The 26,960-nt window shown below is 59.4% G+C and carries 28 protein-coding genes and 1 tRNA gene; 15 read left to right on the top strand and 14 right to left on the bottom strand.

What is annotated here, in order from left to right; translation table 11 throughout:
- Positions 1-41: 41 nt before the first annotated feature.
- Positions 42-1,424, bottom strand: a complete 1,383-nt coding sequence (locus B5477_RS12625) for an MATE family efflux transporter (RefSeq protein WP_079700017.1) — start codon at positions 1,422-1,424, stop codon at positions 42-44.
- Between the two features lie 240 nt (positions 1,425-1,664).
- Between B5477_RS12625 and B5477_RS15100 the strand changes: the two genes are divergently transcribed.
- Complete coding sequence (locus B5477_RS15100; RefSeq protein ID WP_159449047.1) at positions 1,665-1,817, top strand: hypothetical protein; 153 nt, start codon at positions 1,665-1,667, stop codon at positions 1,815-1,817.
- 51 nt (positions 1,818-1,868) lie between these two features.
- Positions 1,869-1,952 carry a stage V sporulation protein SpoVM gene (gene spoVM, locus B5477_RS15485; protein ID WP_117507962.1) on the top strand — a complete coding sequence of 28 codons (84 nt, stop codon included), beginning with the start codon at positions 1,869-1,871 and terminating at the stop codon, positions 1,950-1,952.
- A gap of 68 nt (positions 1,953-2,020) precedes the next feature.
- Here the strand turns inward: spoVM and B5477_RS12620 are convergent, their stop codons facing one another.
- Complete coding sequence (locus B5477_RS12620) at positions 2,021-3,415, bottom strand: hemolysin family protein (RefSeq protein ID WP_079700016.1); 1,395 nt, start codon at positions 3,413-3,415, stop codon at positions 2,021-2,023.
- Positions 3,416-3,617: 202 nt separating this feature from the next.
- Here B5477_RS12620 and B5477_RS12615 point away from each other — a divergent pair.
- The 3 genes from B5477_RS12615 (at position 3,618) to B5477_RS12605 (ending at position 5,916) form a co-directional block, all read left to right on the top strand.
- Positions 3,618-3,704 (top strand) — tRNA-Leu (locus B5477_RS12615).
- Between the two features lie 176 nt (positions 3,705-3,880).
- Positions 3,881-4,876: a hypothetical protein gene (locus B5477_RS14955; protein WP_143533598.1), complete on the top strand. Its 996-nt coding sequence runs from the start codon at positions 3,881-3,883 to the stop codon at positions 4,874-4,876.
- A gap of 17 nt (positions 4,877-4,893) precedes the next feature.
- The gene (locus B5477_RS12605) at positions 4,894-5,916 is read left to right on the top strand and encodes a hypothetical protein (protein WP_143533597.1); all 1,023 of its coding nucleotides are present in this window, start codon (positions 4,894-4,896) and stop codon (positions 5,914-5,916) included.
- A gap of 116 nt (positions 5,917-6,032) precedes the next feature.
- Here B5477_RS12605 and B5477_RS12600 read toward each other — a convergent pair whose 3' ends face one another.
- Together B5477_RS12600 and B5477_RS12595 are read right to left on the bottom strand one after the other, a co-directional pair.
- Positions 6,033-6,434 (bottom strand): DUF1284 domain-containing protein, encoded by a 402-nt coding sequence (locus tag B5477_RS12600; protein WP_079700013.1) that lies wholly within the window; start codon positions 6,432-6,434, stop codon positions 6,033-6,035.
- On the bottom strand, positions 6,421-6,981 hold the full coding sequence (locus B5477_RS12595; RefSeq protein WP_079700012.1) for a biotin transporter BioY: 561 nt from the start codon (positions 6,979-6,981) through the stop codon (positions 6,421-6,423). Before B5477_RS12595 ends, B5477_RS12600 begins: the two co-directional genes overlap by 14 nt.
- 178 nt (positions 6,982-7,159) lie before the next feature.
- Here B5477_RS12595 and trkA point away from each other — a divergent pair, with 178 nt between their 5' ends.
- The 3 genes from trkA (at position 7,160) to B5477_RS12580 (ending at position 11,182) form a co-directional block, all read left to right on the top strand.
- Entirely contained in the window at positions 7,160-8,518 is a 1,359-nt protein-coding gene (gene trkA / locus B5477_RS12590) for a Trk system potassium transporter TrkA (RefSeq protein ID WP_079700011.1), read from the top strand.
- A 22-nt stretch (positions 8,519-8,540) separates the two neighbouring features.
- A complete protein-coding gene (locus B5477_RS12585; protein WP_079700010.1) occupies positions 8,541-10,013 on the top strand; it encodes a TrkH family potassium uptake protein in 1,473 nt (490 codons plus the stop codon).
- 176 nt (positions 10,014-10,189) lie between these two features.
- Positions 10,190-11,182, top strand: coding sequence for an SIS domain-containing protein (locus B5477_RS12580; RefSeq protein ID WP_079700009.1), 993 nt, complete (start codon positions 10,190-10,192; stop codon positions 11,180-11,182).
- Between the two features lie 96 nt (positions 11,183-11,278).
- Here the strand turns inward: B5477_RS12580 and B5477_RS12575 are convergent, their stop codons facing one another.
- The 5 genes from B5477_RS12575 to B5477_RS12555 form a co-directional block, all read right to left on the bottom strand.
- Positions 11,279-11,731: a C-GCAxxG-C-C family protein gene (locus tag B5477_RS12575; RefSeq protein WP_079700008.1), complete on the bottom strand. Its 453-nt coding sequence runs from the start codon at positions 11,729-11,731 to the stop codon at positions 11,279-11,281.
- The gene (locus B5477_RS12570; protein ID WP_079700007.1) at positions 11,724-12,398 is read right to left on the bottom strand and encodes a hypothetical protein; all 675 of its coding nucleotides are present in this window, start codon (positions 12,396-12,398) and stop codon (positions 11,724-11,726) included. Before B5477_RS12570 ends, B5477_RS12575 begins: the two co-directional genes overlap by 8 nt.
- A gap of 60 nt (positions 12,399-12,458) precedes the next feature.
- Positions 12,459-15,065 (bottom strand): ATP-dependent chaperone ClpB, encoded by a 2,607-nt coding sequence (gene clpB / locus B5477_RS12565; RefSeq protein WP_079700006.1) that lies wholly within the window; start codon positions 15,063-15,065, stop codon positions 12,459-12,461.
- Between the two features lie 222 nt (positions 15,066-15,287).
- Complete coding sequence (locus B5477_RS12560; protein WP_079700005.1) at positions 15,288-16,220, bottom strand: alpha/beta fold hydrolase; 933 nt, start codon at positions 16,218-16,220, stop codon at positions 15,288-15,290.
- Positions 16,221-16,249: 29 nt separating this feature from the next.
- Entirely contained in the window at positions 16,250-16,693 is a 444-nt protein-coding gene (locus B5477_RS12555; RefSeq protein WP_079700004.1) for a hypothetical protein, read from the bottom strand.
- Positions 16,694-16,937: 244 nt separating this feature from the next.
- Between B5477_RS12555 and B5477_RS12550 the strand changes: the two genes are divergently transcribed.
- The 4 genes from B5477_RS12550 (at position 16,938) to B5477_RS12535 (ending at position 19,982) form a co-directional block, all read left to right on the top strand.
- Complete coding sequence (locus B5477_RS12550; protein ID WP_079700003.1) at positions 16,938-18,098, top strand: isocitrate/isopropylmalate family dehydrogenase; 1,161 nt, start codon at positions 16,938-16,940, stop codon at positions 18,096-18,098.
- A 98-nt stretch (positions 18,099-18,196) separates the two neighbouring features.
- A complete protein-coding gene (locus B5477_RS12545) occupies positions 18,197-18,835 on the top strand; it encodes a redox-sensing transcriptional repressor Rex (protein ID WP_079700002.1) in 639 nt (212 codons plus the stop codon).
- Between the two features lie 41 nt (positions 18,836-18,876).
- Positions 18,877-19,416 carry a GNAT family N-acetyltransferase gene (locus B5477_RS12540; protein ID WP_159449046.1) on the top strand — a complete coding sequence of 180 codons (540 nt, stop codon included), beginning with the start codon at positions 18,877-18,879 and terminating at the stop codon, positions 19,414-19,416.
- Between the two features lie 335 nt (positions 19,417-19,751).
- Positions 19,752-19,982, top strand: a complete 231-nt coding sequence (locus B5477_RS12535) for a helix-turn-helix domain-containing protein (protein ID WP_079700000.1) — start codon at positions 19,752-19,754, stop codon at positions 19,980-19,982.
- 326 nt (positions 19,983-20,308) lie between these two features.
- Here B5477_RS12535 and B5477_RS12530 read toward each other — a convergent pair whose 3' ends face one another.
- The 4 genes from B5477_RS12530 to B5477_RS12515 form a co-directional block, all read right to left on the bottom strand.
- Positions 20,309-20,941 (bottom strand): cytidylate kinase-like family protein, encoded by a 633-nt coding sequence (locus B5477_RS12530; RefSeq protein ID WP_079699999.1) that lies wholly within the window; start codon positions 20,939-20,941, stop codon positions 20,309-20,311.
- Between the two features lie 152 nt (positions 20,942-21,093).
- Entirely contained in the window at positions 21,094-21,633 is a 540-nt protein-coding gene (locus B5477_RS12525; protein ID WP_143533596.1) for a hypothetical protein, read from the bottom strand.
- The gene (locus B5477_RS15230; RefSeq protein ID WP_079699997.1) at positions 21,633-22,109 is read right to left on the bottom strand and encodes a hypothetical protein; all 477 of its coding nucleotides are present in this window, start codon (positions 22,107-22,109) and stop codon (positions 21,633-21,635) included. The genes B5477_RS12525 and B5477_RS15230 overlap by 1 nt, the downstream gene beginning before the upstream one ends.
- Before the next feature lie 29 nt (positions 22,110-22,138).
- Positions 22,139-22,372: a hypothetical protein gene (locus B5477_RS12515; protein ID WP_079699996.1), complete on the bottom strand. Its 234-nt coding sequence runs from the start codon at positions 22,370-22,372 to the stop codon at positions 22,139-22,141.
- A gap of 176 nt (positions 22,373-22,548) precedes the next feature.
- Between B5477_RS12515 and B5477_RS12510 the strand changes: the two genes are divergently transcribed.
- The 3 genes from B5477_RS12510 (at position 22,549) to B5477_RS12500 (ending at position 25,289) form a co-directional block, all read left to right on the top strand.
- Positions 22,549-23,028: a metallophosphoesterase family protein gene (locus B5477_RS12510; protein WP_159449045.1), complete on the top strand. Its 480-nt coding sequence runs from the start codon at positions 22,549-22,551 to the stop codon at positions 23,026-23,028.
- Between the two features lie 83 nt (positions 23,029-23,111).
- Positions 23,112-24,296 (top strand): cation diffusion facilitator family transporter, encoded by a 1,185-nt coding sequence (locus B5477_RS12505; RefSeq protein ID WP_079699994.1) that lies wholly within the window; start codon positions 23,112-23,114, stop codon positions 24,294-24,296.
- 123 nt (positions 24,297-24,419) lie between these two features.
- Entirely contained in the window at positions 24,420-25,289 is an 870-nt protein-coding gene (locus B5477_RS12500; RefSeq protein WP_079699993.1) for a cation diffusion facilitator family transporter, read from the top strand.
- 86 nt (positions 25,290-25,375) lie between these two features.
- Here the strand turns inward: B5477_RS12500 and gdhA are convergent, their stop codons facing one another.
- Positions 25,376-26,728 carry an NADP-specific glutamate dehydrogenase gene (gene gdhA / locus B5477_RS12495; RefSeq protein ID WP_079699992.1) on the bottom strand — a complete coding sequence of 451 codons (1,353 nt, stop codon included), beginning with the start codon at positions 26,726-26,728 and terminating at the stop codon, positions 25,376-25,378.
- Positions 26,729-26,960: the final 232 nt, after the last annotated feature.

Raw genomic sequence — 26,960 nt, 5'->3', positions numbered from 1 at the left:
GCCGCTGCGGGGCCCCGCAGCGGCTGTTTTTGATTGAGCGCTTACGCTTCGCTTTGCGGCTTTGCTTCGAGCTCGCGGAAGAGCTTTCGCGAAAAGCGCAGGAACATCAGGAAGGTGACGCTCGCCGCGGTAATGTCCGCGATCGGCTCGGCCAGGAAGATTCCGAAGGTTCCGAGGAAGCGCGGCAGCACCAGCGCCAGGGGGATAAGCAGGATCACCTTGCGCAGCAGCGCCAGGAAGAGGGAGGTCTTGGCCTGGCCCATCGCCATGAAGCACTGCTGGCAGCTGAATTGCAGCCCGATCATGAAGACGCCCGCCATGTAGATGCGCAGCGAATGGACGGCGACCTCCATCAGCTCGGGCTTGTCGTTGAAGATCAGGATAAACACCTGCGGGAAGAATTGCAACGCCGCCCAGAGCAGGCAGGAGGCGATCACGCTCACCTTGATGAGCAGCTTGTAGGTGTGCTTGACCCGCTCGTAGTTGCGCGCGCCGTAGTTGTAGCTGATGATCGGCTGGGCGCCCTGTCCCAGGCCCATCAGCGGCATGGACATGAACTGCATGATGCTGCTGATGATGGTCATCGCGCCGACATACAGGTCGTTGCCGTAGCGCTGCAGCCCCGAGTTGAGGGTGATCATCACCAGGCTCTCGGTGGACTGCATGATGAACGGGGAGATCCCGAGGCTGAGGATCGCGCCCATGATGTCACGGCGCAGGGGCATGTGCCTGAGGGTCAGGCGCAGCACCGTCTTTTTGCCCGTGAGAAAGAGCAGCACCCAAACGGCCGAGACCGCCTGCGAGAGGATGGTCGCCAGCGCCGCGCCGCGCACCCCCATATCGAAGGTGAAGATGAAGAGCGGGTCGAGCGCGATGTTGAGCACCGCGCCGATCAGGACGGTGAGCATCCCCTCCTTGGCGAAGCCCTGGGTGGTGATGAAGGCGTTGAGCCCCAGGGCGATCATCACGAAGACGGTGCCGCTGACGTAGATGGTGATGTAGCGCACCGCGTATTCGATGGTCGCCTCGGAGGCGCCGAAAAACATCAGCAGCGGGCGCTTGAAGGCGAGGAAAAAGGCGGTCAGCACCACGGCGAGGATCAGCAGCGAGGTGGCGGCGTTGTTGAGGATACGGTTGGCGCGCTCGCGGTTATCCCGCCCGAGCTCGATCGAGGCCAGCGGCGCGCCGCCCATGCCGACCAGCGCGGCAAAGGCCGAGATCAGCATGATGATCGGGAAGGTGATCCCCACGCCGGTGAGCGCGAGGTCCCCCACCCCCTCCATATGCCCGATGTACATCCGGTCCACAATGTTATACAGGGCGTTGATCAGCTGGGCGGTGATGGTTGGCACCGCCAGCCTCACCAGTAGTCTGCCGACCGGCCCGGTACCGAGGTCGTTCACCGAATTCTGCGCGTTCTTCATGAGCATTTCCTTTCGCGGGACCCTTGTTACAGCGCGAAAAGAGACCGCGCCGCCGGTTTTGGGATCATGCCGGCGGAAAGGTCTCGAAGGGCCCGAACCAAATATTGATAACTGATTTATTATATCAGAAAACTTTGAACACAACGTAAACAAAAGGAAGTTTTCGCGGGGTTTCTCACCTTTTTCCCCCGCCCAGCGTATCCTATAGTAAGGAAAGCTGATGGGAAGGGGGGGAGGAGCATGCCGCGCGGTCCCGGAAGCGGGATCTGGTGCAGAACGGCGGTCATGTTCGGCTGCGCCATGTTCCTGATCTGCTTTTGCCCGATCCGCCTGGTGCTGATCATCGCCGCATTCCTGCTCATCCTGGCGGGCGTCTCCTCCTGGAGATGCTGACTGCCGGCCAAAGCGTACATTCAATACTTTCAGTTTGGGAGGAGACCCGGTATGAAGATCGTCGTTGTCAAGAGCCCGAAGTTTTTAAGCCCGATCCTGCGCATGCTCTTTAAAATTAAGAAGGAAGAGGCCTGATCTTTGAGAGGCCCCCAGGGAGCAAAAGCGAGGCCCTTTCTCGTCGTTTAGAGAAAGGGCCTCGTATTTTATTCTTTTTCTTCCCGTTCGCGCTCCCGTTTTTCCTTGCGGGACTTTTCCTTGGGCAGCGGCTCGGGGGGCGGGGGCGGCAGCTTTTCCGCGCGCACCATCGCGATCCGGCGGTCCTCCACCGCCAGCACCGAGAAGATCACGTCCTCGATCTGCACCGAGGGGTGTTCATCCTCCTTGGGGATGTAGCCGAGCAGATCGGTGATGAGGCCCCCCAGCGTGTCGTAGTCGTCATTCTCCTCGTCGAAGGTGATGTTCATCAGCTTCTCCACGTCCTCGAGCGAGACCGAGCCGTCGAAGTCATAGAGGGTGTCGCTGATCTTGCGGACCTCCTCCTCCTCGTTGTCGTACTCGTCCTGGATGTTGCCGACGATCGACTCGAGCAGGTCCTCCATGGTCACCACACCCGAGGTGCCGCCGTATTCGTCCACCACGATGGCCATCTGCAGCTTCTTCTCCTTGAAGGAGTGCAGCAGCTCGCTGCAGTTGTTGGATTCGGGCACGTACATCGCCTCGCGCATGATCGAGCGCACGGATACGCTGTCGTAGTCGGGGTTGCCCACCAGCGAGAGCATATCCTTGACGTAGAGGATGCCGATGATGTTGTCGATGTCCTCCTCATAGACCGGGATGCGGGAGTATCCCTCCTCGATCGCGAGCCGGATGATGTCGGAAATCTTCTCATCGGCGTCCGCCGCCACCAGCTCGGTGCGGTGGGTCATCACGTCGCCCGCGGTGCGCTCGTCGAACTCAAAGATGTTGTCGATCATGTCCTTTTCGCTCTGTTCGATGACGCCCTTTTCATTGCCCACGTCCACCATCATGCGGATTTCTTCCTCGGTGACCTTGTTGGGCTCGTCGTGCGGGTTGATCCCGCACAGACGCAAAATGCCGTTGGTCGAGGCGCTCAACAGCGCGACAAAGGGCTTTTCCACTCTATAAATTGCGGTAAGCAGGCCGGAAATCTTGTATGCGATCGCTTCGGGATAGAGCATGCCGAACCGCTTGGGCACCAGCTCCCCGAAGACCAGGGTGAAGAAGGAGAGCAGGATGGTGATCAGCGCCAGCGAGATGATGTGCAGCACCGGGCGCGGGATGGGCACAAAGGTGAGCGCCGCGACCAGCATTTCGGCGAAACGGTCGGCCGCCACAGCCGAAGCGAGCAGCCCGGAAAGGGTGACGCCCACCTGGATGGTGGACAAGAAGCGGGAGGGCTCGCTGACGAGGGCAAGGATGCGCTTGGCGCGCTTATCGCCGTTTTCGGCCAGGCGCTGCACCTTGTTGTCGTTGAGGGAGATCACCGCAATTTCGCTGAGCGCGAAGAATGCGTTGGTCAGGATCAGGACGATCAGCAATACAATGTAGGTCAACCAATTACCGTCAGGGTCGGGCATGTTTATAACCATTCCTTTCAATGTTCGGGGCTGTGCCCCATGGTGATGAGGCGCCGGGCCAAATTACCTCAAAATAGATAATACTGTAAAACCGGGGTTCTGTCAACGGCCAAAACCGGGCCAAATACTTGACTGAGGCCCCAAAAAGGTGTATCATAATTAAGATTCCCGCACGGCACGCAGCCATGCGGGCTCTAGATCGGCCGCCGTGGCGAAATCGGCAGACGCAAGGGACTTAAAATCCCTCGCTGGCAACAGCGTACCGGTTCAAGTCCGGTCGGCGGCACCAGCGGCGAGCCGCCGCTTCCAAACGCGCTCTCACATTTGTGAGGAGCGCGTTTGTTTTTTTTGCATGGGGATATTTTGAAAATTACAATATAATGTGTGAAAAAGTGATACGTTAATGTAACGATTTTAGAATACCTCCCATTACGATAGGACAGTAACAATGGAGGTATTAAAAATATGGAAAATAAAAGTAGTAAACAGGTCACCAAGACAGGGTTTGTCTTATGTGGGGCTGATAAAAAGTATATACGCAGCAAAAATCGATACCCTAAAACGGAATCAAAATATTTACAAGTTATTTGTGAATCCGGAGCCTGTGAAAACTGCCAACGACACAGCGGTATCCCTGTACTTACTTTAGAAGGCGCAATAGGAGAAAATCTTCCACCATTTCATCCAAACTGCAAATGTAGAGTGGAACCGTGGGAAATTGACTCTTGGCAGGCTGAAAATTTCATCTGGGCAAAAGTGGATGACGAAAGTCTGAACTGTGAACAGAGATCGCAGCTACTGATTGATTTTTATCATATTACAGACTTTTCAATTCAATCCATTCGAAGGGTTTTATTTATTTTACGCAATCCTGATATTTACGGGAATACGAATGAGTCAGTACTCGATCAGATAAAAACGTTCTTTTTTATTTTGGGAAAAGCTCCGCAATCATTAGGAAAGGAAATGGAGCTTCCAAAAGAAAATGTTAACTTTGAAATGTACCGATGGGAGGATTATAATGGAATAAAAAGAGATAATCCTAAAATCATGCAAGATATGGCTTATACGGACCAAGACGGGTTTCGACGAATTCATGTTCCGGGGTTGGAAGAAGCCGCCTATATGGCTGCGCTGGGGTCTTTTTACTTAAAAGATGAAATGGGGAAAGTGAATCCCAATGGCGTTGTCTTCCAAGTATATTTGTCCAATGGATATTCGTTTTATTTGGTTGCCGGAGATATGAAAGCAGATAATGATACCAATACAGACACACACCAATATACTTATAATGTAGATTATAATATTATTGAGTCTAATACGGACATAATTGAGTTCATCATTGACCGGGCTCAAATGGATTCCAAGATGTATGAAAATAATTTCAAAGAAATACCTTCCTATTTTCATGGTGGAATTATTAGAATGGAGAAACTTCCTATGACAGTTCTAAACAAGTAGGAAAGGATGTGGCTTTGTTGATAAAGCTCTTTAGATTGCTGGGATTATTTTTGGCGGCGTCGTTGACATTTTGCGGCTGCCAGGACACAAGGGACAATTCCTACACGATGGAAGCCCCTTTGGCTGAGCAGCCCGCAGGCTCCACCACTTCCTCCTCTTTGGAAGCGTCATCGGCGGCTGCAACAGAGCTGCCTAGGCCGCCCGCCTTGTACCCCAAGGTTTGGGAGGCACTCCACGCCTTCAACTGGATGGGAAGCGACGGGGTTTCTGAGGAGCGATTTGCAGGAAAGCCATTTTTACAGGAAAACGACGACGGGATAACCGGTGCCGCGGGGGTTCTGGACATCGACCGGGATGGTGAACCGGAGTTCGTGATGGGAATCTGGCACTGTCCTAGGGGAATCCCGTCGGTGGAAGTCTTCGAGTTCAGGGATGACCGCTTGCAATCGGCCGGCGGCTTCTTCCAAAGCAAGTTTTATCAAAAGGAGGGCCCAATTATGCTCTCCTTTTATCGGGACGCACAGAATCGCCTGCTGCTGGTGCAGCAAACGCACGCTGGCTACGGCGGCTACAATGATACATGGGTTGCGACGGATGTGAACAGTCTGCAAACCTTTCCGATAGCTGGACTGTACAGTGGTTATGACCAAGACCCGATAGGCTACTATGTCTATCCGTCCCCGGATAATGAACAAATTCGTTGTACCAATCATTTTTTATGCACGGGTGATTTGCTCTACAAGGGCCCGAATACAGGAATAGAGGTAACAAAAGAGGAATATGAAAAGCGAATTCAGGAGTATATGAGTTCGCTCACCTGGGCAGAGGATGTGCCATTTGAGTATAGCATTTATTATCATCTATACAACTGGTACGATATCGGGATTGAGTTTCGTTATAAAGAGATTGTGGAGGCGGACGATGGCCCTTATGGAGAAACCTATGCAGAATATCAGTCCCCGGAGAAATTTAAAGAGACCAGCGATCTGGTGGCCGACGCCGTGTATGCGGATTACGTCCAGGCCATGAATAAAAAATAAAAAGCCCCCGCATGAAACTGGCGGTTTCACGCGGGGGCTTTTCTGATCTGGTTGTACTTTCATCTACGGCCTTCGCCCGGGCCTGGAGCCCGCCGCCCGCCAGGAGGAATCCCCCTTTAACGATTGACCGCCTTCCCCTCACAGATGGCGAGCCACTCGCAGCCCCCGCACACCTGCCGCAGCCTGCCGGGAAGGATGATCCGCTCCGTTACCCGCGCACAGTATTCCCCCCAGGAAAGGAGATCCCCCTCCCGCAGTGCGCACAGCCGCAGCACCGCCGTGTCGTAGGCGCGCACCTTCTGCCCGCTCTCGCAGGTCCCTTTGCAGTTATGGGGGCAGTGCGCGCAGATCACGTTCGCTTCGCACCAAAGCCGTACCGGCCGCGACGGGTCGCCGCCGAGGTCTTGCAGCACGGCGGTCATATTCTTAACGAACCCTTCGCTGTAGCCTTTTCCTTCAAAAAATTGCGCGCACAGCCCGTGATGGGGCCGAAGCGCCACCGCCTCAGAGCAGCCCATGGCGTGAGAGGGGGCCGCGTAATTTTCGGCAGAGGCTGGCGGCCAGCAGGATTTTAATCACATCCCCCGGCAGGAAGGGGAAGACGCAATAGAGGAGGCTGGTCCACAGGTTCATCCCGGTGACGACCATGAACCAGATCGTCCCGAAGAGGTAGCAGGCCGCCACCCCAATCGCCATGGACAGGCAGAGTCCCCAGAAGGAGCGCAGTCGGCCCGAGAGCGCGCCGACGATCGCGGCGGCCGCGATATAGCCGATGATATACCCGCCCGTCTTGCCGAAGAGGATGCCCGGTCCCCCGGTCAGCCCCGCAAAGACCGGCGCGCCGATCCCGCCGAGCAGCAGGTAGATCACCATGCTGATCGCCCCGTTTTTCGCCCCCAGCAGCCCGCCGGCCAGGTGCACCGCCAGCAGCGCCAGATTGATCGGCACCAGCGGCAGAGGAATTTGAATCTGCGAGCAGACCGCCGTCAGGGCGGCGAACAGGGCGCAAAGCAGCAGCTGCCGGGTGCGGCTGCGGCCCGCGGTGGTGGTGCGGGTCGTTTCCATGGGTGTTTCCTCCTTGCCATACTTCGATAGGAATATGATAGCGGAGCGGCTTTCTTTTGTCAACTATAAATTTTAAATTGGTTGACCAAAAGATGTTTGTCTTTTCTCCTTCTTCTTGCTATACTGAAAGGAGCGAAAAACCGGGAAAAACAGTGTATGAAGGGCGAGGGGACTGGTTATGAGGATCATCATAGTGGGGCTTGGCAAGGTTGGGCTGGCGCTGACCGCCATGCTCTCGCGGGAGGGCCATGACTTGGTGGTGGTGGACTGCGACCCCGTGGTATTGCAGAACACCCAGGAGACCTTCGACGTGATCGGCGCGGATGGCAACGGCGCTGCGCTCGGCGTGCTGCGCGAGGCGGGGGCGGAATTTGCCGATCTGATCATTGCGGTGACGGGGGCGGACGAGATCAACCTGCTCTCCTGCGTCACCGCCAAAAAGCTCGGCTGCGCCCACACCATCGCCCGGGTGCGCAACCCGGAATATGTCAAACAGCTCTCGCTGCTCAAGGAGGAGCTGGGGCTGAGCATGGTCATCAACCCCGAGGATTCGGCCGCGCGGGAGATCAGCCATATTTTGCAGTTCCCCTCCTTCATCAAGCGGGAGTCCTTCGCCAAAGGGCGCGTGGAGATCGTCGGCCTTAAAATCCGGCAGGGCTGCACCATCATCGGCAAGCCCCTCAGCGAGCTCTACCGCGAGTCGAAGGTCAAGGTCCTGGTCTGCGCGGTGGAGCGGGAGGACGAGGTCTTTATCCCGGACGGGAACTTCGTCATCCGGGCGGGGGACAAGATCCACGTCACCGCCGAGACGAACAACCTGGCGGGGCTGATTAAATACCTGGGGATCCCCATGCAGAAGGTGCGGGACGTGGTCCTGATCGGCGGCAGCAAGATCGCCTTCTACCTGGCCCGGCGGCTGATCGTGGCCGGGATCAGCGTCAAGATCATCGAGAAGGAATACGAGCGCTGCGTCAAGCTCTCCGAGCAGCTGCCCCGGGCGTTGGTCATCAACGGCGACGGCTGCGCGCAGAAGCTGCTCGATGAGGAGATCAACCGCAAGGCCGACGCGGTGGTGGCGCTGCTCAATATCGACGAGGCGAACCTGGTGGTCTCGATGTACCTCTCGGGGCTCGGGGTGCCGATCATCGTGGCCAAGATCGACAGGACCGAATACATGGACGTGTACAAAAACTTTGGGCTCGAGTCGATCATCAGCCCCAAGGGGATCATCTGCAACGACGTGCTGCAATACGTGCGCGCGCTGTGCAATTCGGCCGAAAGCTCGGTCATCACCCTTTACCGCCTGGTCAACGACCAGGTCGAGGCGCTGGAATTCAGGGCCGCCAAGGATACCCGCTATCTGGGGGTGCCGCTTGCAAAAGCGCCCATCCGCAAGGGGGTGCTCATCGCCTGCCTCAAGCGCGGCAGCACGATCATCTTCCCAAGCGGTGACGACAGCATCCAGCTCGGGGACACGGTCATCGCCGTCACCTCGGGCGAGCGCACCATCGGCGAACTCAACGATATTTATCACTAAGCTGAAAGGCAGGAGAACCGCCATGAATCACCGCGTGGTTGCCCGGCTGCTGGGAAGGATTCTGATCATCGAGACGATCGCGCTCGCCCTCCCGCTGACGGTCTGCCTGATCTACGGGGAGGCCGGGAGCGCAAAGGCCTTCCTGATCACCATGGCCTGCACCGCGGCCGTGGGGCTGCTGGCGCTGCGGGTCAAGGCCCAGCATAAACAATTTTACGCTTTGGAGGGCTTCGTGGTCACGGCGCTCTCCTGGATCGTGATCTCGCTCTTCGGGGCGCTGCCCTTTTACCTCAGCGGGGCCATCCCCAGCCTGATGGACTGTTTCTTCGAGGTGGTCTCGGGCTTCACCACCACCGGGGCGAGCATTCTCAGCGACGTCGAGGCCCTCTCCCACGGGCTGCTCTTCTGGCGCAGCTTCACCCACTGGCTGGGCGGGATGGGGGTGCTGGTCTTCCTGCTGGCGGTCGCCTCGATCGGGAAGGGGGAGGGGCACGAGCTCTATCTGCTCAAGGCCGAGAGCCCCGGCCCGAACGTCGGCAAGCTCACCTCCAAGGTGGGGAAGAGCGCCAAGATCCTCTACGGGCTGTATGTCGTCTTCAGCCTGGTGGAGGTGTTGTTCCTGCTGGCAGGCGGCATGCCGCTCTATGACAGCCTGTGCACCATGTTCGCCACCGCCGGCACCGGCGGCTTCGGGATCAAGAACACGAGCATGGCCTTTTACCAGAGCTACTATTTGCAGGGCGTTGTGACGGTGTTCATGGCGCTCTTCGGGGTGAACTTCAACATCTTTTTCCTGCTGCTCATGCGGGAGTTTTCCCAGGCCTGGCACGACGAGGAGCTGCGCGTCTACCTGGGGATCATGCTGAGCTCGATCGCGCTGATCACCCTCAACATCCTTCCGATTTATGGGAACACCTTCGAGGCGTTCCACCAGGCCGCGTTCCAGACGGTCTCGATCATGACCACCACCGGCTTCACCACCACCAACTTCGACATGTGGCCCGAATTCTCCCGCAGCCTGTTGGTGCTGCTGATGGTCGCGGGCGCCTGCGCGGGCTCGACGGGGGGCGGGATGAAGACGGCGCGGCTGGTGATCGCGCTCAAATCGGTCAAAAAGGAGATCAGCCGCATGCTCCATCCCAGGCAGGTCAAGATCCTCAGGATGAACGGCAAGCAGCTGGACAACCGGATCGTCAAGGGCGTCTCCCTCTTCATGACCGCCTATTTCATCACGGTCGCCGCCTCCTTTTTGATCGTTTCATTGGACAACAAGAGCATGGTCACCAACCTGACGGCGGTGCTGTCCTGTCTCAACAACATCGGCCCCGGGCTGGACTTGGTGGGCCCGCTGGGGAATTTCTCCAGCTTTTCCAACCTGAGCAAGGCGGTGCTGACGCTGGACATGCTGCTCGGGCGGCTGGAGTTCTTCCCGGTGATCTTCCTCTTTAACCCCGCGGTCTGGCGGGTGAGGAAGCGGATCCACGAACCGGATTGAGGATAGGACCTAAACGGACATTGCTGATAATTCGCCAAAAGAAAAGCTTGTTTTTCGTCAAACTGCCGAAAAACAGGCTTTTCAAAGAATTTATCAGAATTCGCTTGACAGAACAATATAGAACATTATACAATGACCGTGGGTTCTAAATCTTGAGAAAACGGGAGGAATCACAAATGGAAAAAACCAGAGAAGAGTACACAAAAAGCATTAACGAAGGCGTAGCGCAGAGAGAGGCCGTTGAGAAGGCAGTTGCCGAGATCTACAAGAAGGGCTGCAAGAACGTATTTCTCGTCGGCTGCGGCGGAAGCCTGGCCGTCATGTCCCCGATGAGATACTTCATCGAGAAGTACTCCGAGCTGCCGGTTTATGAGTTCAACTCCAACGAGTTTGTGCACATGAAGCCCAGACAGTTCTGCAGCGAGTCCATGTTCATCACCTCTTCCTACACCGGCACCACCCCCGAGACCGTTGCCGCCGCCCAGTACGCCAAAGAGACCGGCGCGCACATCATCGCTTTCACCGGCAACCTCGAATCTCCTCTGGCCCAGACCGCTGATTACTCCTTCTCCTGCGGTTCCAAGCTGATCATCATGTATCAGATCATCTTCTACATGCTCCGCCTGCACGGCGACTTCGACCAGTACGAGGAGATGCAGGACATCCTCTCGAAGATCGCGGACGAGATGTACGATGCCAAGCTGGCCGCCGAGGATAAAGCCAAGGAGTTCGCCAAGACCTATAAGGACGAGAAGTTCTTCTTCGTCACCGGTTCCGGCGCGGGCTACGGCGAGTGCTATACATACGGCAACTGCATCCTCGAGGAAATGCAGTGGATCTATGCGCATCCGGTGCATGCCGGCGAGTTCTTCCACGGCGCGTTCGAGATGCTCACCGAGGAAAGCCCGATCATCGTGCTGCAGGGCGAGGACGCGACCCGTCCGCTGTCCGACCGCGTGCTGAGCTTTGCCAAGCGCTACACCAAGAAGATCATCCATGTCGACACCGCCGAGTATGCCGATCAGATGCCCAGCGTCAAGGGGATTTTCCGCGAGGTGTTCACCCCCTTCATGCTCACCGAGATCTTGGCGGTTTACTCCTACGAGCTGTCCGTCATCCGCAACCACCCGCTCAAGACCAGAAGATACATGTTCAAGGTGGAGTATTAATCTCCCCGGCAAACAGGGTTATAGCGGCCAGGGCGCATGCTTTTGCATGCGCCCTGGTTTTTTTACGGGGCCGGGGACGCTATGCGGCGTCCCCGGCTAGTTGCCTTTTGGGAAAAGCTCTTCCTCCAGTATTTCAGCCGCGCGGCGCACCAGCTCGGGGCAGGGGCGCTTTTTGTAGTACGTCCCGGTGCGCGCCTCGGGGGTGGGGGAGTCCGGCCCGGCCGGGAGCCCGAGCAGCTCGCGGCAGACGATCGAACCGTTCTCCTCCCGGTAGCGCGCGGCCAGCCGCTGGATCAGCTCGTAGTGCGCCTTTTTGGCGACGGGGTCCTTCGGGTCGCTGTAGCCGCACAGCAGCCCGGCGGCCAGGAAAATACCGCTCACCGCGCCGCAGACCTCCCGCAGCCGGCCCATGCCGCCGCCGAAGGAGGAGGCGAGCGCCGCGGCCGTCTCCCGGCTGAGCCCGCATTCCTCGGCAAAGGGGAGGAATGCCGCCTGCGCGCAGTTGTAGCCCTCCCTGAAAAGTTTTTCCGCCTGCTCCGGTCTAGTCATCCGTTTTGCCTCCCTGATCTTCAAGATAAGTGTTCCGCGCCGCGTCCCACACGTAGGGGACCTGCTCGTACTCCCCGGTCGCGTTGTTGTAGACTTGGGTGGTGAAGCCGTTTTCCTCTTGCACAAAGACGGCGCAATATTCATTGTCCCCCTTGCCATCGCTGGCAAAGATCGCGTAGGGCCCGCTTTGCGGAGTGATCGTCCCGTCGGGCGCGATGGTAAAAAGAGTGTAGCAGTCCGCCGTGCTGCCGGCCCACTGGCCGATGGTGAAGTCCGGGTTCCCGTCGCCGTTATAGTCTGCAAAGCGCAGCGCGAAGGGAAGGCCGACGTCGCTGAAAAGCAGCTCCTCCCGGCCGTCGCCCTCCAGCGCAAGGGAGGAAAGCGCCTCCCCGTCCGCCAGGACCTGCACCTCGCAGACGCCCTGGTAGTTTTCCTCGCCCAGGCCCCCGCCCAGGGCCACCTGATCGCCGGTGAGGAAGACCCCCTCACGCAGGACGAGGCGCACGGTCGCGCTCCTGCCGTCGCCAAGGACGGTATCCCCCTGCGCCAGCAGAAGATCGCGTACCGGCGCGCCCGCGGTCTCGTCCTGTGGGTCGCCCTGTGTTGTGCGGGCGCAGCCCGAAAGCAGGAAGGATACGGCAAGCAGCCCGGATAGGAAACGTTTCATGGTCTCCCTCCTTCATGACAAAGAAATGGTGGGGAACGAAAGCTCCCCACCATTGTAATCTTATTTTTCCCGGATGGCAAGGGCCCCGTTCTCGAGATAGATTTCCATCGCGGTGCCCGGCGCCAAGTCTTTCCCGATAATCTCCTTGGCGATCAGGGTTTCCACCTTGTGCTGGATAAAGCGCTTTAGCGGCCGCGCGCCGTAGACCGGGTCGAAGCCGCTGTCCACGATGAAGCGCTTGGCGTCGTCGGTGACGGTGAAGCTCAGCTGCCGCTCCTCCATCCGCCGTCCGAGGTCCTGCAGCAGCAGGTCGACGATCTTCATGATCTCATCCTTCTGCAGGGGCTTGTAGAAGACGATCTCGTCCAGCCGGTTTAAAAACTCGGGCCGGAAGGACTGGCGCAGCAGGGCGTTTACCTGCTCCTTGCTCTCCTCGCTGATCTCGCCGCCCTCGGTGATCCCGTCGAGAATGTAGTTCGAGCCGAGGTTGGAGGTCAGGATGATGATGGTGTTCTTGAAGTCCACCGTGCGCCCCTGCGAGTCGGTGATCCGCCCGTCGTCCAGCACCTGGAGCAGGACGTTGAACACGTCGGGATGGGCCTTCTCGATCTCGTCGAAGAGCACCACAGAGTAGGGCTTGCGGCGAACCGCCTCGGTGAGCTGGCCGCCCTCCTCATAGCCCACATAGCCGGGAGGCGCCCCGATCAGGCGGGAGACCGAATATTTCTCCATGTATTCGCTCATGTCGATCCGCACGATGTTGTGCTCGTCGTCGAAGAGGCATTCGGCCAGCGCCTTGGCAAGCTCGGTTTTCCCGACGCCCGTCGGTCCCAGGAAGAGGAACGAGCCGATCGGCCGTCCCGGGTCCTGGATCCCCGCGCGGGAGCGCAGGATGGCTTCCGACACCTTGGTGACCGCTTCGTCCTGGCCGATCACCCGCTGATGGAGGATCGGTTCGAGGTTTAAGAGCTTTTCTCGTTCGCCCTCCATCAGCCGGGCCATCGGGATGCCGGTCCAGCGCCCGACGATCCGCGCGATCTCCTCCTCGGTCACCTTGTCGCGCAGCAGATTGTCGCTGCTCGTGCGCTCCTGCTCGGCGATGGTTTCCTCGGCCTCCAGCTCCTTTTGGAGCGCCGGCAGCCGGCCGTATTTGAGCTCGGCGGCCTTGTTGAGGTCATATTCCCGCTCGGCCTTTTCGATCTGGGCGTTGACCTGCTCGATCTCCTCGCGCAGGTGCTGCACCTTGCCGATGGCCTGCTTCTCGTTCTCCCAGCGCGCCTTCATTTCGCCGAAGGTGGCGCGCATCTCGGCGAGCTCCTTCTGGATTTCCCGCAGATGCTCCTGCGAGAGCTTGTCGCTCTCCTTTTTGAGCGCGGCCTCCTCGATCTCATGCTGCATGATCTGCCGGGAGATGTCGTCCAGCTCGGTGGGCATGGAATCCATTTCGGTGCGGATCATCGCGCAGGCCTCGTCCACCAGGTCGATGGCCTTGTCGGGCAGGAAGCGGTCCGAGATGTACCGGTGGGAGAGGACCGCCGCGGCGATCAGGGCGTTGTCCTGGATTTTGACGCCGTGGTAGACCTCGTAGCGCTCCTTGAGTCCGCGCAGGATCGAGATGGTGTCCTCCACCGTCGGCTCGTCCACCAGCACCGGCTGGAAGCGCCGCTCGAGGGCGGCATCCTTCTCGATGTACTGGCGGTACTCGTTTAGGGTGGTGGCGCCGATACAGTGCAGCTCGCCGCGCGCGAGCATGGGCTTTAAGAGGTTGCCAGCGTCCATCGAGCCCTCGGTCTTGCCGGCGCCTACAATGGTGTGCAGCTCGTCGATGAAGAGGATGATCTTCCCCTCGCTCTTCTTGACCTCGGTGAGCACCGCCTTGAGGCGCTCCTCGAATTCGCCGCGGAATTTGGCCCCCGCGATGAGCGCCCCCATGTCCAGCGAGAAGAGGGTGCGCTCGCGCAGGTTTTCCGGCACGTCTCCGCGCACGATCCGCAGCGCCAGCCCTTCGGCGATGGCCGTCTTGCCGACGCCCGGCTCGCCGATCAGGCAGGGGTTATTCTTGGTTTTGCGGCTGAGGATGCGGATCACGTTGCGGATCTCGCCATCCCGCCCGATCACCGGGTCGAGCTTTTGCTGGCGCGCCAGCTCGGTCAGGTCCTGGCCATATTTTTTGAGCACGTCGTAGGTGTCCTCCGGGTTGTCGCTGGTGACCCGGGCATTGCCCCGCACCGTCTGCAGGGCATCCAGGAACTTGTTCTTTTGCAGATCGAAGCTCTCGAACAGCTTGCGCATCGAACGGCTGGGGCGCTCCAGGAGCCCCAGGAAGAGATGCTCGACCGAGACGTATTCGTCCTTCATTCGCTCTGCGATCCGCTCGGCCTCGGTCAGCGCCCGGTCGGTGTCCTGGGAGACGTAGATTTTCCCGCTCTCCCGCCCCGAGCCGCTCACCGCCGGCAGCTTTCGCACAAGCTGTGCGACCGAGCTCGTCATCATCTGGGGGTCGATCCCGATTTTTTTGAGCAGCTGCGGGATCAGCCCGCCCTCCTGCTCCAGCAGCGCCTGGGCGATATGCTCCTGCTCGATCTGCTGGTTTTGGTTTTCTATGGCAATGTTCTGTGCCGCGCCAATCGCTTCCATCGATTTCTGGGTAAGCTTTTGGGTGTTCATCTGTGATTCCTCCTCACTGGGGTAACATTTCTATTCTGCCCTAGTTTCTATTATAGTCATAAATATGAAAAGAATATGAATCAAAATGATTTATTTTGAAAATTAGTGAAATAATATTGTTCTTATCACTGGGAGCCAACCCTATGACGATTGCCCCCGGACGGTTCCTTTTTCACACAAAAAGCCCCCGCTCGTATGCGAGCGGGGGCCCGGCCGACCCGATTAAATCTCGTTCTCGATCCAGTCCAGGATGTCCCCATAGACCTCTTCGCGGTTGAGTTCATTGAGCAGCTCGTGCCGCGCGCCCTCATAAAGCTGCATTTCCAGGTCCTCGACCCCGGCGCTCTGCAGCCGGTTATAGACCTGCAGCACCCCGCGCCCGAAGTTCCCCACCGGGTCGCAGTCGCCCGAGAGCAGCAGGGTGGCAAGCCCCTTGGGATAATCTCTGGCCCAGCGCGGGGAATTTGCAACCTCCATCATGGTGAAGAGATCGAGATAGGCCGAGGCGGTGAAGCGCTGCCCGCTTACAGGGTCGGCAAGATAGCGGTCCACCGCCGCCTCGTCCCGGCTGAGCCAGTCGCTGGCGGTGCGCGTGGGGGTGAAACGCCGGTTCATGTTGCCGATGACCAGCTCGTGCAGCCGTTCGGGGCGGCAGAATTCGCCTTCCTTACGCAGATACCGCTGTGCGAGCAGGATCCCGAAGCCGGTCATCGGGTTCGGCCCGGCGGTGCCCATCAGGATCACCCCCGCCAGGGTGTCCGGGTATTTTACACAGTAGAGCCGCGCGATCAGCGAGCCCATCGAATGCCCCAGCAGGAAGATTTTGCGCTCGGGGAACATCCCCGCCGCGATGTGGCAGAGATGCCGCAAATCCCTGATCAGGCACTGGTAGCCGTTCTCGTGCGCAAAGTAGCCCAGCCGCTCGGGACTGCCGGCGCTCTTGCCGTGGCCGAGATGGTCCTGTCCGAAGACCGCAAGGCCCTGCTGCGCGAGATAGAGCATAAACTCGTGGTAACGTCCGATGTGCTCGAGCATCCCGTGGCTGACAAGCACGATCCCACGGATCTCCTCCCCCTCGGGGAAGTAGGCGACGGCGCTGATGTTGTCCTCGCCGTTCGCGCTGTGAAAGCTGATGGAACGAATATTGATGCGCATATCATTTCACTTCCTTTGATTGGCCCACATCAGATGGAGGCGGGCTTTGCCTTGCGCCGCGCCGGAATCTGCGCGCGGGTCACCTCGGCGGTATTCCCCTCGCCGTCCACCGTGAAGAAGCGCACATGGGTGAACTTGCGCCACACGTCGCAGAGGATGGAATCCTCCCCCTGCGGCAGGCCGGTGAGGACGTTCTGGGTCTTGTTATGCTTGATAAAGCTGATGATCAGCTTGACGGGGTCGTCCCCGTAGACGATGTTCATGGTGGCGTCATGGCTTTTGGAGACCTTGTAAAGATGCTCGAGCGCCAATGGATTCTGCGGGTAGCGCCCACTCTGTACGCTGAAGACGCACAGCTCGGTCTTGGTAATATCCGCCACGGTCTGCCCCGCGTGGATGATCCGCTCGCACTGGAATTGGTTTGTCACCAGCACCACGGTTTTGGGCGTCGCCTCTTTGCGATTGGCCGTCATGGCATTCTCCCCAATCTGTATCGTTGCGCTGCGGTAACAGCGTTCCATCATTATTATAACGTATCTTTGTGAAGAAATCATTACTGGCCTGTATTTTTTCCGCACAGGCTGTCGCATAATGGAACTTGCAATGCAGTATAAAACTTATTGTCATATAATTGACAATCGTTCCCGATTATACTAAAATAAAACCATTGAAGGAAGGCCATGTGTTGATTTTGAGAAGACCCCCAGGAGGTTTACTGTGGAAGATAAGCTCAGCGGCGCCACCGCCCGTTTCGAGCAGCTGGTAAAAGACCAGCTCGCCCGGGTCGAGCGGATGAAGGCGCAGAAGGATTTCATTGACTATAAAACGCTCGACCCCATCATCATCGGGGTGTGCGGGGGTGACGGGATCGGCCCGGTCATCACCGGCGAAGCGAGAAGGGTGCTCGAGTACCTGCTCGCGGACGAGGTGGGGCGCGGCAAGGTGGAGTTCCGTTCGATCGACGGGCTGACCATCGAGAACCGCGCGGCGCAGCATAAGGCCATCCCGGACGACGTGCTGCAGGAGCTCAAGGCCTGCCACGTCATCCTCAAGGGCCCCACCACCACCCCGCGCGCCGGGGACCCCTGGCCGAACATCGAGAGCGCCAACGTCGCCATGCGCAAGGAGCTCGACCTGTTCTGCAACATGCGCCCGGTCAAGGTGCCCAGCGAGGGGATCGATTGGACCTTTTTTAGGGAGAACACCGAGGGCGCCTACGCGGTGGGCTCTTGCGGGGTGAACGTGGACGAGGATTTGGCGATCGACTTCGTGGTCACCACCACCGAGGGCACCGAGCGGATCGCCAAGCTCGCCTATGAGTTCGCGGATAAAAACAAAAAGGACCGCGTCTCGATCGTGACCAAGGCCAACGTCGTCAAGACGACCGACGGCAAGTTTTTGAAGCTCTGCCAGGAGATCGGCAAGCAGTATCCGCACATCACCACCGACGACTGGTATATCGACATCCTGACTGCCAAGCTGATCGACCAGAAGCGCCGGCGCGATTTTAGGGTGTTTGTGCTCCCCAACCTCTACGGGGACATCATCACCGACGAGGCCGCCGAGTTCCAGGGCGGGGTGGGCACCGCGGGCAGCGCCAACATCGGCAAGCGCTACGCCATGTTCGAGGCGATCCACGGCAGCGCGCCGCGCATGGTCAGCGAGGGCCGCGCCCAGTATGCCGACCCCTGTTCGATGCTGCGTGCGGCGGTGCTGCTGCTCTCCCACATCGGGTATCAGCAGCAGGCCGACAAGCTCGAGCGGGCGCTGGATATCTGCATGTATGAGGAGAAACGCCTGAGCGTCACCGGGCGGGACACCGGCGCGACCTGCGAGGACTTCGGCGACTATGTGATGGAGACGATCACAAAGCTCTAGAATTGACACCGCGGGGGCAGACAGGACCGTCTGCCCTCGATTGGTTCTTTCGACGGATGGTCGCAATATGGGAAAATGAAGGGTTGGAAGGTGAAATAGTGGCACGATATGAAGGGGTCTCCCCATCGGTGATCCGGCGGCTGCCGCGGTACTACCGCTTTTTGGAGGACCTGCAGAAAAAGGACGTGCACCGCATCTCTTCCCGCGAGCTCTCCCAGCTGATGAACCTGACCGCCTCGCAGATCCGGCAGGACCTCAACTGCTTCGGCGGGTTCGGCCAGCAGGGGTACGGCTACAACGTGGACGCCCTGCTCGGGGAGATCGGCAACATTCTGGGGCTACATAAGGGATACAAGGTGATCCTCATCGGGGCGGGCAATCTGGGCCTGGCGATCGCCAAGCACATGTCCTTCGAGACCAAGGGCTTCAACCTGATCGGGATTTTTGACAAGCAAAAGGAGCTCATCGGCATGCCGGTGCGCCATCTGGTGATCTCGGACGTGAACCGGCTGGAGAATTTCTGCAAGACCTTCTCGCCGCAGGTGGCGATCCTGTGCATCCCGCGCGAGGAAGCGCCCGAGCTGGCCGACCGGCTGGTGAACTACGGGATCAAGGGCTTTTGGAACTTCTCGCACTATGATCTGGCGATGGATTATCAGGACATCGCGGTGGAGAACGTCCACCTGGGTGACAGCCTGATGACGCTGTGCTACGAGATCAGCGAGATATTGGAATGACCACAGGCGGGCTGCGGCCCGCCTTTTTTAAAGGAGACAGCATGGGAGAAATTGTGATCCGCTCCCTCGGCGTGCGCGACTGCGTACCGGGCCTGCTGCAAAGTTTCGAGCGCTACCAGCAGGTCACCAGGGTCTGGCGCACCGTCGGCGGGGAGCAGAGAATTGTGGATTGCCCCTTCACCGAGCACTGGAGCGGGGAGGAGAAGGACGAACTGGTGAAAAACACGCTCCTGCCCACGCTGCAAGCTGGCGGCGCGCTCTACGCCGCCTACGACGGGGAGACGGTGGCCGGCTTCGCGCTGCTGGAGGGGGCGCCTGCGGGCAGCCGGGGGCAGTACCGCATCCTCGCCGAGCTCTACACCTCTTATCCTTACCGCGGCAGGGGTATCGGGCGCAGGCTCTTTTTGCGCTGTGCCGATCGCGCGCGGGAGATGGGCGGGCAGTATCTCTATATTTCGGCCCACTCGGCAGTGGAGAGCATGGCCTTTTACCGGGCGATGGGCTGCGTTCCCGCCGGGGAGGTCAATCAGAGGCTGGCTGAAAAGGAGCCTTGCGACTGCCAGCTGGAGTGTAGGATTTAGCGGGGTTTCGCCCCCGTACGACGACCCCTTTCTTTTGTTTGAAAAGAAAGGGGGAAAGAAAGCAAACAAAGGAGGGGGTACCCCTCCTTGACCACCCCACGCGCGACCACGCGCGGACTATACACGTTTTCGCACGCCGCGAAATGCGAAGCCGCCCCCGACGTATGTCGGGGGCGGCTTTTTGCCCGCGCAGGCAACTGATCACTACAACGATGGTGCCCTTTCCCGCGCAGGCGCTCTATAAAAGTAAATTTTGTTAGTGCAGTCTTAGTGCAAAAGAGCCCTTGCTTAAAAAAATAGGGTACTATTAATCTACATAAGGGGAGGTGGGAGTCTTGCAGGACAGGGAATATGGATATATAAAAATAAAACTGGAAAAGGTCATCCGGGAAAGCGGCCTAAGCAAAAACAAGGTGTCCCACTTTTCTGAAATGCAGCGCACGCAGCTAAACACCTATTGCAAGGGCGAGTTGCAGCGCGTGGATTTGGTGGTGCTGGCCCGGATATGCCATACGCTAAGCTGCAAAGTCCAGGACGTTCTTGAATATGTGCCGCCTCAAAGATGATTCACCTGGTGTGGTTGGCATTTCTTTTGCGGGCCGAGCTGCAACCCGGTTTGCAGCTGCTTGGCTTCGCGTTCTGCTGTGTCCGGCGGCGCAGTCAGCTTTGAGCAGTGCGTGAGGGGGAACATAAAAAGAGGGGGATACTTCCCCCTCTTTTTCGTCTTTTCAGAGCCCTTTTCTTTGAAAAGGGCTTAATCTTCTTCTACGTCGAAAAGGTTACTCGGGGCGTGAGGCGGACAGCCCCACAAACGAAACTCCCGGTGTACAGCCGAGGAAATCCTCGGCCACCGGCCGCCCCGACACTGCCGCGCGGCGGCCTCGGATGACAATTAAAGAGAAATCCCCAGCTTGATTTCGAGATAGGCCTTGGTCAGCGCCACGCACTTGTCCCACCCCAGGTCGCTGGAATTGAGGCACAGGTCGTAGTTGTCCGCGTCCCGCCAGCTGTTGCCGGTGAAATAGCGGTAATAGTCCCCGCGGCGCTTGTCGGTCTTGCGGATAAAGCGCTTGGCCTCCTCCTCGTCGAAGTTGGGGTGTACCTCCATCGTCTTTTTCACGCAGTAATCGAACGGCGCGTGCACGTACAGGCGCAGCACGTTCGGGTAGTCGCGCAGGATGTAATCCGCGCACCGCCCCACGATGACGCAGCTCTCGGTGTCCGCGAGCTGGCGGATCACCTTGCACAGATAATTAAAGAGGTTCTGATCGCTCGTGAAATCGTCGCTCTCCGGGGGGATGACCTCCCCGGTGTGCACGCTTTTGGGCGCCTTGAGGATCAGGGGCTTTTTCAGGTTCTCGTCCGCCTTGGCGAAGAGCGCCTCGTTGATCCCGCTCTCGTCCGAGGCGAGGCGGAGCAGCTCGTCGTTGTAGAACTTGATCCCCAGCTCCTCGGAGAGCATCTTGCCGATGGTCTTGCCGCCGCTGCCGTATTCCCGCGCGACTGTGATCACATAGTTTTTCATATGACCGCCGTCCTTTCCTGTTTGCATGACGGATATTTCCTACCTTCAGTATAGGATATTGTTGGGGACAGGTCAAGGAGAAGGCGGCAATTTTTTATTGACGGCGCTCCGGGCAAATGAATGGCCACCGGCTATGCCGGTGGCCATTACAATTATAGCAACAGGTAGAACAGGGCGACCAGCAGCGTAAAATCCGCCTTTTCGTTCATCAACAGCAGCAGCAGCCCGATGAGCAGCAGCCGCTCGTTGTCGATGTTTAAAGCGTCGAGCACCTTCCCGATGGGGGAGTCCTCCCCGACAAAGTTCGAGATGACGTTCCCGAGGCCCTTCCCTTCGCCCTGCCCGAACTGGGGCAGGTGGATTCCCAGGTTCCCCGTCAGCTGGCTGAGAAGGGAGGAGACCGTGCCGCCGCTCTGTGTGCCCGCGGTCCCGCTATGCGCGCCGCCGCCCGACGGATGGTTCGCGCCGGCCGCCTGCGGGCCCGGTGCGTTTGGGGTGGCGTTGCCCGGGCCCTGGGTGGGGCCCTGCACCGGGATATGTATGGTGTCCTGCATGGGCGGCGAGATCACGGCGTTGGCCTGCTGCACCGTCTGGCGGGAGCGCTGCTGCATCTGGCGCACCCGGCGGATCGCCTCCTGCTGCATGTTGAGAAGATCCTTTTCGGTATAACTCACACCTTTCCAATCGGCCATCAGCCATCATCACCACCAAACAGATTGCCGAAGATGCCGGTCTCCTTGAGCAGGGGGAGCATCTTGACCAGCTGCATGATCCGGATCGCGTCGTCCACTTTTTTCTGCCGCTTCTCCCCGAAATGGGGCTTGAGCGCGAGCAGCAGCTCAACGTTGGAGTCCCGGGTATTGAGCCCCTGCAAAATCTGCGAGACCTTTGCAATGGTGTTTACATCCAGGCTGCCCAAGAGGTTGGCGGCCGCGCTGGGCGCCGCGGGCTGGGCGGGCGGCGGGGTAAACAGGTTTTGCAAAGGGGGAGCGGGCTGTGCCTGGGGCTGCGCGGGTTGTGCGGGAGGCGGTGCGGCGGGCGGCTGTGCGTCCGCCGCAGGGGCGGCGCCGTCTCCCCCCAGTCCCAGCTGGTTTGCCAGGTTCATGATCTGCTGCATGGTCTGGGGGTTGTTCAGAAGAGAACCGAGGGCCGAAGCCATATCTTCCATGCGCGCACCCGCCTTCCGTTTTTAGTCTGTTATTTCTGCATGAGTTTTCCGAGCAGTCCCTTGACCTGGGGGGAATTGAGGAACTGTTCGAGCTGCTGGGGATTGTTCAGCAGCTGGTTGACCTGGGCGGCCTTCTGCGGATCGAGGTTCCCGAGCAGGTCCTTGACCTGGCCCCCCTCGATCTGCTGGCGAAGCTGCTGGGGATTTTTCCCCAGCTTCTGCCCGGCCATACCCAAGAGGCTGTTCATGGCCTGCTGGGACATATTTGGGCCGCCTGACGGCCCCCGATTATTCTGATTCATCACAAAAAACTCCTTTCCACCGGCTTCTTACACCATGCTATGCCGCCGGGAGTTAATTTGTGAAAAACCTTTTATTTCCCTACATTTTATGATAAATTATAGGTATGTATGACGCGAAAGCAAAGGATGAAATCAGTATGAGAATTGTGGCAGTGGGGGATACCCACCGTGACTTCATGGGCCTGCGCGAGCTGATCGAGCAGCAGATGGACAGCACCGACCTGTTTATTCATACCGGCGATGGGGAGCGGGAGCTCGACGACATCCGCTCGCTCTATCCCGAGCTGCCGCTGCGCGCGGTCTGCGGCAACTGCGATTTATATTCCAGCGACCCGCAGGTGGATTTGATCGATGCGGGAGGGGTCAAGATTTTCGTCACCCACGGGCACGGCTTCGGGGTAAAATATTCGGTGGAGGAGCTCGAGCAGAACGCCCGCCGCCTCGGCGCGGCTATCGTGCTCTTCGGGCATACGCATTGCCAGTACTACCGCTATGACGAGGGGCTCCATCTCTTAAACCCCGGCAGCCTCTCCCATCCGCGGGGCACGTCCCGGGGGTACGCGGTGATCGAGATTCAAAACGGGCAGATTTTGTGCAACCTGGTGCAGCTTCGATAAGTGGGATATACCAACCCCGTCTCTTGGGCGGGCAGCAGGCAGGGGCGCTCCTGTCTGCTGTGTTTTTGAGGGAGGACAAATGGATGACGGAGTTTTTGATACGGCATTTCATCAAGGACAGCGGGCAGCTGGGCGACCCCAAGGTGCGCGGGCGGTATGGGCTGCTCTCCTCGCTGGTCGGCATCTGCTGCAACGCGGTGCTGTTTCTCTGTAAGTTCCTGATCGGCACCGTCTCGGGCAGCGTGAGCATCATGGCCGACTCGGTGAACAACCTCTCGGACGCGGGCTCGTCGGTGGTCACCCTGATCGGCTTCCGGATTTCGGGGCGCCCGGCGGACGAGGGCCATCCCTTCGGGCACGCGCGCGCCGAGTACATCGGCGGGCTGATCGTCTCCTTCATGATCCTGCTGCTGGGGGTGGAGTTCTTGCGCTCCTCCTTTTTAAAGATCCTGCACCCCGAGCCGGTGACCATCAGCGCGCTGGCCCTTTTTTTGCTTTTGCTTTCGATTTTGCTCAAGGCCTGGATGGGCCTCTTCAACCGCCGGGTCGGGAAGCGGATCGATTCCGCCGCGCTGCTGGCGACCGCGCAGGACAGCTTCAACGACGTGATCACCACCTCGGTGGTCCTGCTCGCCGCGGCGCTCGCCAAGTTCACCGGCCTGCAGATCGACGGCTACATGGGCGTCGCGGTGGCGCTCTTCATCCTCTATTCCGGCCTGGGGCTGGCGCGCGAGACGGTCAGCCCCCTGCTCGGCCAGGCGCCCGACCCCGGGATGGTGCAGGCGCTGGAGAAAAAGATCACCTCCTATGACGAGGTGCTGGGGGTGCACGACCTGGTGGTCCACTCCTACGGGCCGGGCAACTGGTACGCCAGCGTGCACGCCGAGGTGTCGGCCAAGGAGGATATCCTCAAAAGCCACGACGTGATCGACAACATCGAGCGCGAGGTGCTCGCACAGATGGGGATCCACCTGGTCATCCACCTCGACCCGGTGGTGACCGACGACCCGGCGATCAACGAGCTGCGCGAATTCGTGCGCGGCAAGCTGCGCGCGATCGACCCCGCCCTCTCGATGCACGACTTTCGGGTGGTCTTCGGCGAAACCCACACCAACCTGATCTTCGATGTGGTGGTGCCCGTGGGCTTTCGCCAAAGCGACCATCAGCTCGGCGAGCAGATCCAGCAGGCGGTGGAGGAGCTCGATCCCGGCTACTACTATACCGTCGTCACGTTCGACCGCAGCTACACCTCGGCCACCGGCTGCTGAACCTTCTCCCCTCCTCGCGCATAGGATGGGGAAAGACCCCTGCCACAGCGGGCGAGAGAGGCACATCCGCGTTTGCGGGTGTGCCTCTCTCGCCCTCCGGCAGGGAAGCGGGGAGGACGAAAAATGAAAAAGTGTGACGAGCGCGTGGCGCTCCGAGTATCCCGGGTGAGCATCGGGGTCAACCTGCTGCTATCGGCGCTGAAGTTTATGGCGGGGCTCCTGGCCCATTCGGGGGCCATGCTGTCGGACGCGGTCCACTCCGCGTCGGACGTGCTGAGCACCCTGGTGGTGATGGTGGGGGTGCGCCTGGCGGGGAAGGAACCGGATTGGGACCACCCCTATGGGCATGAGCGGCTGGAGAGCGTCGCGGCGCTCCTGCTCGCGGGGATGCTCGCGCTCACGGGTCTGTTGATCGGCGTGCAGGGGGTGCGCCATGTCCTGAATCCCGGCGCGCTGCAGGTGCCGGGGGCTTTGGCGCTCTGGGCGGCGGCGCTCTCGATCGGGGTCAAGGAGTGGATGTACCGCTACACCAAGCGCGCCGCTCAGAAGACCGGCTCGGACGCGCTGATGGCCGACGCCTGGCACCACCGCTCGGACGCGCTCTCCTCGGTGGGCAGCTTCCTTGGGATTTTCGGCGCGCGCCTGGGGTTCCCGCTGCTCGATCCGCTGGCCGCGGCGGTGATCGCGCTCTTTATCCTGCGCGCGGCCTTCGGGATCGCCCGGGATTCGGTCGGCAGGCTGACCGACCGCGCCTGCGATGAGGAGATTGCAGCGCGCATGCGCGCCGCTATCCTCGCGCAGCCGGGGGTCCTCTCGCTGGATGAGCTGCGCACCCGGGTCTTCGGTTCGCGGCTCTATGCCGACGTCGCCATCGGAGCGGACAGCTCGATGACCCTCTACCAGGCGCACGCCATCGCCGAGGGGGTGCACGTCGCGCTCGAGCGGGAGTTCCCGGCGCTCAAGCATTGCACCGTCCACGTCAACGCCTTGTAGGCAGAAACCAGGAAGGGCGGGCACCGCAGTGCCCGCCCTTCCTGGTGGTTTAGATAATCAGATATGGAAATGTAGGAGATAGCGGTTTAATAGGCCACGCCCTGGGCGATCATCGCCTCGGCCACCTTGAGGAAGCCGGCGATGTTGGCGCCCATCACGAGGTTGCCGGAGCTGCCGTATTTTTCGCTGGCGTCGTAGGCGGCGTGGAAGATGCCCAGCATGATGTCGTGCAGCTTGGAATCGACCTCCTCGAAGGTCCAGCCGTAGCGCAGCGAGTTCTGGCTCATTTCCAGCCCGCTGACGGCGACGCCTCCGGCGTTGGCCGCCTTGGCGGGCGCGAAGAGGATCCCGGCCGCCTGCAGCTTTTCCACCGCCTCGGGGGTGCAGGGCATGTTGGCGCCCTCGGCCACCGCGGTAACGCCGCCCTGGATCAGCTTGTCGGCCGACGCGCCGTCCAGCTCGTTCTGGGTGGCGCAGGGGAGGGCCACGTCGCAGGGGATGCTCCAGATCCCGGTGCACCCTTCGGTGTAGGTGGCGGTGGGCACGCTCTGCACATATTCCTTGATCCGCGCGCGGCGGACCTCCTTGATGTCCTTGACAATATCCAGCTTGATCCCGTCGGGGTCGTGGATGTAGCCGTCCGAGTCGGAGAGCGCGACCACCTTGGCGCCCAGCTGCTGGGCCTTTTCGGTCGCGTAGATGGCGACGTTGCCCGAGCCGGAGATGACCACCGTCTTGCCGGACACCGAGTCGTTCTTCATGCACCGGAGCATCTCCTCGGTGAGGTAGAGCAGCCCGTAGCCGGTCGCCTGGGTGCGCCCGAGGGAGCCGCCGAAGGTGAGGCCCTTGCCGGTCAGCACGCCGGTGAACTCGTTGCGCAGGCGCTTATACTGCCCGTACATGTATCCGATCTCCCGCGCGCCCACGCCGATGTCCCCGGCGGGCACGTCGGTGTCGGCGCCGATGTGTTTACACAGCTCGGTCATGAAGCTCTGACAGAAGCGCATGACCTCCGCGTCCGACTTGCCCTTGGGGTCGAAGTCGGAGCCGCCCTTGCCGCCGCCCATGGGCAGCCCGGTCAGGGAGTTTTTAAAGGTCTGCTCGAAACCGAGGAATTTGATGACCGACCCGGTCACCGAGGGGTGCAGGCGCAAGCCCCCCTTATACGGGCCGATGGCGGAGTTGAACTGGACCCGAAAGCCCCGGTTGACCCGCACGTTGCCCGCGTCGTCCACCCAGGAGACCCGGAACTGGATGAAGCGCTCCGGCTCCACGATCCGGTCGATCACGCCGGTTTTGATGATGTCGGGATTCTGCTCGACGACCGGCTCGAGGGATTCAAGCACCTCGCCCACAGCCTGCAAAAACTCGGTCTCACCCTTGTTTCTTGCGGCGACGTCGTCATATACCTTCTTCAGGTACGAGTTTTTGAATGCCATGGGAACCACTCCTTTAATATTCTTTGTATATATACTATTATAAGCAGAAATTTGCAATTTTGCAATATAAAAATTGCAGGACGAGAATATTTTTATGACCCGCACATCCTGTACAAGCGGTTTGGCCGCAGGTTTATGGTTTTTGATGGTTATTTTGCAGGATTGCCCTGCAAATAATTCAAGCAATGCAGGATTGGGAGGCATCCCGGTTGCGCTTTCCCTGCGGATGGGT

This window comes from Provencibacterium massiliense (assembly GCF_900169495.1).
Lineage (GTDB): Bacteria > Bacillota > Clostridia > Oscillospirales > Ruminococcaceae > Harryflintia > Harryflintia acetispora.
Note: the sequence above shows the minus strand (reverse complement) of the source record. Positions and strands in the feature narration are given on the sequence as shown.